Source organism: Cellulomonas algicola, assembly GCF_003851725.1.
Lineage (GTDB): Bacteria > Actinomycetota > Actinomycetes > Actinomycetales > Cellulomonadaceae > Cellulomonas > Cellulomonas algicola.
Genome location: NZ_BHYL01000018.1, coordinates 1 through 7,967, shown reverse-complemented (window position 1 = coordinate 7,967; position 7,967 = coordinate 1). Strand labels below are relative to the sequence as shown.

The window sequence follows — 7,967 nt, the reverse complement described above, 5'->3', positions numbered from 1 at the left end:
CCGGCACGCCGGTCGTCGCGACCGCGCCGCCGCCGGCACGCCGGTCGTCGCGACCGCGCGTCAGCGGACGGGTGCCCCGGTCCAGCCGACGAGCGCGACCACGTTGTCGCGCTTCGGCGCCGGCGGCCGTGCCTCCGCCGCGGGCACGGGCCGGGCCCGCCGGGCGGCGTGGTTGCGCTCGACGACGGCCACCGCGAGCATCCCCTGCGCGACCAGGTAGGTCAGCATCACCCAGACGTCCTGGCCGGGCAGGTGCCACGCCGGCACGAACGCCTCGAGCGCGATCAGGCCGTCGGACACGACGAACACGGCGCCCGCGGCCCCGGCGAGCGGGCTCACGCCGGTCGCGAGGACCGCCATCGCGACGAGCACGCCGCCGTACACCGCGACCGGCACCAGCAGCGCACCCGCATGCGGCGCGCAGAGCCCGACCAGGACGACGAGGACGACCGCGTAGGGCAGCAGCCGCACCGGGTGCCGGTAGGCGACCGAGCGACGCGCGTCGGGGGCGAACGCCACGACGTACGCGACCTGCGCGAGCAGGAACCCGCCGACCATGAGCAGGAACGCGGTGTCGCCGCCGGACGTCGCCGGGAGCGTGTCGCCGAGCCACGAGCAGCCGAGCGCGACGAGCGTCCACGTCACGAGCCGCCCGCGCGGCCACCGGGTCGCGGTCGCGACCGCGGCCGCGAGCAGCGGCATCGCGCACCACTGCGCGACCTCCGCGACGGCGTCGGCGCCCGCCGCACGGCACACGAGCAGCAGCACCGCGTCGACGACGTAGAGGACCGACCACACGCGAGCAGCGACGGGCAGGGACCGGAGCACGGCGACCTCCTGGGACCGGACGTCAGCGTCCGGGACGGCACGCGGCCGGACCTCGTCGTCCGGCCGTCGCCGATGCTAACCCGCGTCGCACGCCCTCCGAGGACGGTTCGCGCGACCGTCGCCCGCAGGGCTCAGAGCTCGATCGCGTACATCGCCGAGCTGGCGTACACGGCGTACCCCAGGCCCGTGTAGAGCCGGTGCGCACCCGACCGGTTCGCGGTGTCGACGCTGAGCTCGGCGTACTCCATGCCGTCCGCCCGGTAGACCGCCATGACGGCCGCGAGCAGCGCCGACGCGAGCCCGCGACCGCGCCACTCGCGGACCACCCCGAGCAGGTCCGTGTACCCCGCCGAGTGGCCCGTGACCTCCCAGTCGGCCTCGTACCGTCCCGACAGCAGGTAGCCGACGACCTGGTCCTTGCCGTCGAGCGCGACCAGGCTCCACGTCGGCGCGAACATGCTGCGGCCGTGCACCCACTGCGCGGCGTTGCGCGGCTCGCTCCCCCAGTGGTCGGCGAACGCGGCGTTGTGCGCGAGACGCGCACCCTCGTCGTGCTCGGGCGCCCAGGGGACGATCCGCACGCCGTCGGGCGTGGGCGCGTCGGGCAGCGGCGCGTCGAGCGGGCGGCGCATCTCGGCGTAGTAGCGCACGGGCGTCATCCCGGAGCGGGTCAGCAGCCGGGCCGCGTCCTGCGCCTCGTCCGGCACGTACGCCGCGATCCGTGCGGGCAGCTCCTTGCCGCTCGCCGCGAGGACCTGGCGCGCACGGGCGTGCGACCAGGCCACGATCGCCCGGCCGACTCCGCGACCCCGCCAGTCCGGGTCGACGCCTCCTCCGACGAACGCCCGCACGACGCGCGTGTCGCCCGGGGGCTGGTCCACCTCGGCCCACGCCCGCGGCACACCGTCGGCGTCCAGGCCGACGAGCGTGTCGCGCGGGATGTCACGCCACTCGCCGTCGAGCTTCTCGTCGATCTCCTCGGCCACCGTCCGGTAGGGCACACCGTCGGCGACCTCCGTGCGGGTGACGAGCGCGCTCAGCGCCGGGACGTCGTCTCGCGTGACCGGGCGCCAGGTGAGGCCCAGCGACGGGTCGGGCAACGGGACGTCGACGGGCGCGGCGGCGCGCTCCGCGATGGGCGGCAGGGAGGTGGTGGTCACCGACCCACCCTCACGGCACGTCCCGGCCAGGGGCAACCGGAAATCCGCTCGACGTCCGCGCCGTCGCCGTGGTCGTGCCGGTGCCGGTCCTGCAGCCGGTGGGTGTCGCCGCGGCGGCATGTCCCCCGGCCGTCCAGCGGACCGGACCGGACCGGACCAGACCGGACCGCGCCGGCCGTGCGGGGCTCGGCCCGGACGCGACAGGGCTCAGCCCGGACGCGACGGGACGGCCTCAGGCGTCGATGCGCGACCGGTCGAGCGCCTGGGCACCCGCGACGATGAAGTCCTTGCGCGGCGCCACGTCCGAGCCCATGAGCAGCTCGAAGATCTGCTCGGCGCGGGCCGCGGCCTCGACGGTGACGCGGCGCAGCGTGCGGTGACGTGGGTCCATCGTCGTCTCCGCGAGCTGGTCGGCGTCCATCTCACCGAGACCCTTGTACCGCTGGATGTCGTCCTTGTAGCGCTTGCCACTGCGGTCGAGCCGCTTGAGCGTCGCCGCGAGCTCCGCCTCCGAGTAGGTGTAGAGGTACCGGTCCTCCGGGTCGGCCTTGCGGCCGCCCCCGACGAGCTCGATGCGGTGCAGCGGCGGGACCGCCGCGTAGACGCGGCCCTGCTCGACGAGCGGCCGCATGTAGCGGAAGAAGAGCGTGAGCAGCAGCGTGCGGATGTGGGCGCCGTCGACGTCGGCGTCCGTCATCATCACGACCTTGCCGTAGCGCGCGGCGTCGAGGTCGAACGTCCGGCCCGAGCCCGCACCGATCACCTGGATGATCGAGGCGCACTCGGTGTTCTTCAGCATGTCCGTGACGGACGCCTTCTGGACGTTGAGGATCTTGCCGCGGATCGGCAGCAGCGCCTGGAAGTCCGAGCTGCGCGCGAGCTTCGCGGTGCCGAGCGCGCTGTCGCCCTCGACGATGAACAGCTCGCTGCGGTCCACGTCGTCGATGCGGCAGTCCGCGAGCTTCGCGGGCAGCGACGACGACTCGAGCGCGTTCTTCCGGCGGGAGATCTCCTTCTGCTTGCGCGCCGACAGCCGCGCCCGCATCTCCCCCACGACCTTGTCGAGCAGCAGCGACGACTGCGCCTTGTGGTCGCGCTTGGGCGACACGAAGATGCCGCCGAGCTCGGTGTCGAGGACCTTCGCGACGATCGCGCGCACCGGCGCGGTGCCGAGGACCTCCTTCGTCTGGCCCTCGAACTGCGGCTCCGCGAGCCGGACCGTCACGACCGCGGTGAGGCCCGCGAGCACGTCCTCCTTCTCGATGCGCTCGGTCGCCGCGTCCTTCGCGCTGATCTTGAGCCGGCGCGCGTTCGCCTCGACGGCCTTGCGGACCGTGCGCAGCAGGCCCGTCTCGAAGCCCGCGAGATGCGTGCCGCCCTTGGGCGTCGCGATGATGTTGACGAACGACCGGACCTCGGTCTCGTAGCCGGTCCCCCAGCGCAGCGCGACGTCGACCTCGCAGGTGCGGCTGACCTCCTGCGGGGTCATGTGGCCGCGGTCGTCGAGCACCGGGACCGTCTCGGTGAACGTGCCCGAGCCCGTGAGGTGCCAGGTGTCCGTCACCGCCGGGTCCGGCGACAGGTGGTCGACGAAGTCGACGACGCCACCGCTGTGGAAGAACGTCTCCTCGTGCGGGCCGCCCTCCCCCGGCGTGCCGGGGATGCCGCGCTCGTCGCGCACGGTCAGCGTGAGGCCGGGCACCAGGAAGCTCGTCTGACGCGCACGCGTCACGAGCTCGTCGTAGGAGAACACGGCCGTCTTCGGGAAGATCTGCCGGTCCGCCCAGTAGCGCACGCGCGTGCCCGTGCGGGCGCGGGCCGTCTTGCCGACGACCGCGAGCTCGGAGCCCGAGACGAACGGCTCGAACGGCGACTCGGGGCTCAGGCCCTCGCGGTCGTCGAACACGCCCGGCTCGCCGCGGTGGAACGTCATGCGGTGCGTGCGGCCGCCGCGGTCGACCTCGACGTCGAGCCGTGCCGACAGCGCGTTGACGACTGAGGCGCCGACGCCGTGCAGACCGCCCGACGCGCCGTACGAGCCGCCGCCGAACTTGCCGCCCGCGTGCAGCTTGGTGAACACGACCTCGACGCCCGTCAGGCCGGTCTTCGGCTCGACGTCGACCGGGATGCCGCGACCGTTGTCGCGGACCTCGACCGACGTGTCGGCGTGCAGCACGATGTCGATGCGGTCACCGTGCCCGGCGAGCGCCTCGTCGACGGAGTTGTCGATGATCTCCCAGAGGCAGTGCATGAGCCCGCGGCTGTCGGTCGTGCCGATGTACATGCCGGGGCGCTTGCGGACCGCCTCCAGGCCCTCGAGCACCGACAGGTGCCGGGCCGTGTAGCCGGACTGCGGGGAAGTCGTCGTCACGGGGGGATGGTAGCCGGGCGGCCTGACAGCACCGGGGAACCTCGCCGCAGCGGACACGGCCGGGACACGGGTCGGACACGGTCCGGACACGATCTCGTCCCGACCGGGGGAAACCCCGTACGCCGGGAGCGAACCACCCGCCGCCGGTGAGATGGATCCGCGTCCGGGATGGTTGTATGGAGACGTGACAGGGACCATGACCGAGCCGTTGACCGCAGCCGACCGTTGCGACCGCTGCGGTGCCCAGGCCTACGTCCGCGTGGTGCTCCCCGTGGGCGAGCTGCTGTTCTGCGCGCACCACGCGCGTGAGCACGCGCCGAAGTTCGCGGACGTCGCGACGCACGTCCACGACGAGACCGACCGCCTGCTCGCCGAGCACGGCGCCGGCACCGGCGCCGCCCGCTGAGGCACCGCACGACACTCGCACGACGAGGCCCGGACCCTTGCGGTCCGGGCCTCGTCGGATTTCCGGCCCACCCCCCACGCTGACGAGCCCGGCAGACGCTCCGTCCGACGGCTCCGGCCCACGCTCCGGCTGAAGGCTCCGGCCGACGGCGACCGCGCACCCCGCCCCGGACGCAGCGGAGCCCGCCACCGCAGACGCGGGGCGGGCTCCGTCGGGCGCTGGGCGCCGGATCAGTCGAGGTAGTCCCGGAGGACCTGCGAGCGCGACGGGTGGCGCAGCTTCGACATCGTCTTGGACTCGATCTGACGGATGCGCTCACGCGTCACTCCGTAGACCTTGCCGATCTCGTCGAGCGTCTTCGGCTGGCCGTCCGTGAGACCGAACCGCATCGAGACGACGCCGGCCTCGCGCTCGGACAGGGTGTCGAGGACCTGGTGCAGCTGCTCCTGCAGGAGCGTGAAGCTCACCGCGTCGGCGGGCACGACGGCCTCGGAGTCCTCGATGAGGTCACCGAACTCGCTGTCGCCGTCCTCACCGAGGGGCGTGTGCAGCGAGATGGGCTCACGGCCGTACTTCTGGACCTCGACGACCTTCTCGGGCGTCATGTCGAGCTCCTTGGCCAGCTCCTCCGGCGTGGGCTCGCGGCCCAGGTCCTGGAGCATCTGACGCTGGACACGCGCGAGCTTGTTGATGACCTCGACCATGTGCACCGGGATGCGGATGGTGCGCGCCTGGTCGGCCATCGCGCGGGTGATGGCCTGGCGGATCCACCACGTCGCGTACGTCGAGAACTTGTAGCCCTTGGTGTAGTCGAACTTCTCGACCGCGCGGATCAGACCGAGGTTGCCCTCCTGGATCAGGTCCAGGAAGAGCATGCCGCGACCGGTGTACCGCTTGGCGAGCGAGACGACGAGCCGCAGGTTGGCCTCGAGCAGGTGGTTCTTGGCCCGACGACCGTCGCCCGCGATCCACTCGAGCTCACGACGCAGCTTCGGCTCCATCGTGACGCCGGCGTTCAGGCGCTCCTCCGCGAACAGGCCGGCCTCGATGCGCTTGGCGAGCTCGACCTCCTGCTCCGCGTTCAGCAGCGCGACCTTGCCGATCTGCTTGAGGTAGTCCTTGACCGGGTCGGCCGTCGCACCCGCGGTGACGACCTGCTGCACCGGCGCGTCGTCGTCGTCGGCGTCCGAGTACACGAAGCCGGCGCTGTCCTCCGACTCCTCCTCGGCCGCGGCCTTCGGCTTCGCGTCGGTCGACTCCTCGTCGTCGCCCTCGGTGGTCTCGGCCGTCTCCTCGGTGTCCTCGGCCGCGACGTCGACGTCCTCGAGCGTCTCGGTCTCGTCGATCTCGACGTCCTCGAGCTCCTCGGTCTCGTCGATCTCCTCGTCGGAGTCGCCGGCCTTCCCGGGCGTGGCGGCCTTGGCGGCCGAGGCCTTGCCGGCCGTCTTGGGCCCGGTCGACTTCGCCGCGGGCTTGGCGGTGGCCTTGGCGGTGCCGGCGGCCTTCGCGGTCGTCGCCTTCTTGGCGGCGGGGCGGGCGGGCGCGTCGCCGTCGGCCTCGTCTCGCGCGACGACGGCCTTGGTCGACGTCCGCGCCTTGGCGCTGGTCGCCGCGACGGCACGCGCGGGAGCGGGGGCCGCGGCGGGCTGCTGCACGCCGATACCCGCGGTGCCGAGGCCACGCATGACGGCCTTCAGACGCTTCGGGTCCTGGACGTCCGCCTGCTCGCAGGCGGAACGCAGCTCCTCGGCGCTGACGGTGCCATGGGTCCGCCCCCGGAGGACCAGCTCCTGGAGGGCGGGGTGCTCGAACTCGCGCGGGAGCGCGGGATGCGGGGTCTGGGACGACACGAAGTACCTTTCGGCAGCGAGACACCCGGAGCGGGAGCCGGGAGGTAGACCCATATTGTACCGGCGGAGACCGCACGGCGGCTGCGGCGGCAGGTGTGGCGCCCTCGTCGACGCCGGCACACGGGCTGACGTCGTTCCAACGGAGGAGCGGCCCCCGGCATTCCCGCGCAGGGCCGCACGATCTCGCGCGGAGAGCGCACCACGCGGTGCCACGAGCCGAACCGACCGCCGCCGCGGAGAACCGCACGACGGCGCCGTCCCGGATCGCCGCCCGGTGCGTGCGGGCGGGATGCGCCGACCGGACGCGCGGCCGACGACGGCTCGCTCCGGCGGCGCGGCGCGTCTCAGCTCGCGGCGGGCTTCACCGTCAGGACCGGGCACGGGGCGTCGAACAGCACGCGCTGCGCGTTGGCACCGAGGATGAGCTTGCCCACGGGGCTGCGCCGACGCAGGCCGATGACGACCAGCTGCGCGTCGATGTCCTCGGCCGTCCCGATGAGGTCGTCGGCCACGTCGCCGCCGTCCAGCAGCCGCACCTCGTGCGGGATGCCGCCGGCCGCGAGCTCCGACTCGACCTGCGCGAGCGCCTGCTCGACCGCCGCACGCTGCTCGGGCGCCTCGTCGGGCCGCGCGCTCACGACCACGACGACCCTCGAGTCGTTCCGGCGCGCCTCCTCGACCGCCGCCTCGAGAGCCGCACGGCCCTCGGGGGTCGCCAGGTAACCGACCACGATGCCGCCCATCGGTCCTCCCTCGTCCACAACCGTCGCGCCGTGGCCGTGACGCTACCCGAGGTACGGCCGACGTTCGAGGGCACACGCGTCGGACCTGCCCGTTCACGGCCTCGGAGCTCAGCACGCCGACCGCACCCAGCCCGGCGGCACGGCCGCCGCGAGCACGTCCGCGAGCAGCACGGCGAGCCGGTGACCGGGGTCGTCGGTGAGCGCGCGCTCGAGCAGGACCGCGGCGCGTGCCCCGTCGCCACGCCACCACGCGAGCATCGCCAGCAGCGTCAGGGCCGGTGCCTGGCCGCCGGCGCGGCCGTGCGCGACGACCCGCTCGAGCACCCGCTCGTGCACGTCGACGTCCGCCGGCGGACGCATCGCGCGCGCGGGATCCACGAGCGTCGCCACGGCCGCACCCACCGCCGCGTCGACCGCGGGGGCCGGTGACTCCCCCGTCACGCTGCGCTCGGGGAGGTCGCCCGTCCCCGGCAGCATCCCGACGAGCACGGCGTCCCGCACCCGACGGTCGACGAGACCCGCCTCGATGCGACCCCACGGCGCGCGCCCGGGACTGTCGGGCGCGCCGCGGGTGTCACCGGCCGCCGCGAGCCCGGGACTGCCGGGCGC

Annotated in this window: 7 protein-coding genes; 1 reads left to right on the top strand and 6 read right to left on the bottom strand. The window is 73.8% G+C overall.

The window, feature by feature from the left end; all coding sequences use genetic code 11:
* Window positions 1–60 precede the first annotated feature (60 nt).
* The 3 genes from CTKZ_RS01050 to CTKZ_RS01040 all read right to left on the bottom strand — a co-directional run bounded on the left by CTKZ_RS01050 (window position 61) and on the right by CTKZ_RS01040 (window position 4,359).
* A complete protein-coding gene (locus CTKZ_RS01050) occupies window positions 61–828 on the bottom strand; it encodes a lysoplasmalogenase family protein (RefSeq protein ID WP_235843108.1) in 768 nt (255 codons plus the stop codon).
* Between the two features lie 131 nt (window positions 829–959).
* Window positions 960–1,988 (bottom strand): GNAT family N-acetyltransferase, encoded by a 1,029-nt coding sequence (locus tag CTKZ_RS01045; protein ID WP_124341188.1) that lies wholly within the window; start codon window positions 1,986–1,988, stop codon window positions 960–962.
* Between the two features lie 232 nt (window positions 1,989–2,220).
* Window positions 2,221–4,359 (bottom strand): DNA gyrase/topoisomerase IV subunit B, encoded by a 2,139-nt coding sequence (locus CTKZ_RS01040; RefSeq protein WP_124341187.1) that lies wholly within the window; start codon window positions 4,357–4,359, stop codon window positions 2,221–2,223.
* 196 nt (window positions 4,360–4,555) lie between these two features.
* Between CTKZ_RS01040 and CTKZ_RS01035 the strand changes: the two genes are divergently transcribed.
* Window positions 4,556–4,765: a DUF7455 domain-containing protein gene (locus tag CTKZ_RS01035; RefSeq protein WP_225916503.1), complete on the top strand. Its 210-nt coding sequence runs from the start codon at window positions 4,556–4,558 to the stop codon at window positions 4,763–4,765.
* A gap of 230 nt (window positions 4,766–4,995) precedes the next feature.
* Here the strand turns inward: CTKZ_RS01035 and CTKZ_RS01030 are convergent, their stop codons facing one another.
* The 3 genes from CTKZ_RS01030 to CTKZ_RS01020 form a co-directional block, all read right to left on the bottom strand.
* Window positions 4,996–6,615, bottom strand: a complete 1,620-nt coding sequence (locus CTKZ_RS01030) for an RNA polymerase sigma factor (protein ID WP_218052134.1) — start codon at window positions 6,613–6,615, stop codon at window positions 4,996–4,998.
* Window positions 6,616–6,959: 344 nt separating this feature from the next.
* Window positions 6,960–7,358, bottom strand: coding sequence for a universal stress protein (locus CTKZ_RS01025; protein ID WP_124341184.1), 399 nt, complete (start codon window positions 7,356–7,358; stop codon window positions 6,960–6,962).
* Window positions 7,359–7,466: 108 nt separating this feature from the next.
* A partial coding sequence (locus CTKZ_RS01020; RefSeq protein ID WP_124341183.1) for a DUF4192 family protein occupies window positions 7,467–7,967 on the bottom strand: 501 nt, incomplete at its 5' end.

Excerpts from the sequence above, each read along its gene's own strand:
- CTKZ_RS01035 (WP_225916503.1), top strand. The coding sequence starts at position 4,556 with ATGACCGAGCCGTTGACCGCAGCCGACCGTTGCGACCGCTGCGGTGCC.
- CTKZ_RS01025 (WP_124341184.1), bottom strand. The coding sequence starts at position 7,358 with ATGGGCGGCATCGTGGTCGGTTACCTGGCGACCCCCGAGGGCCGTGCG.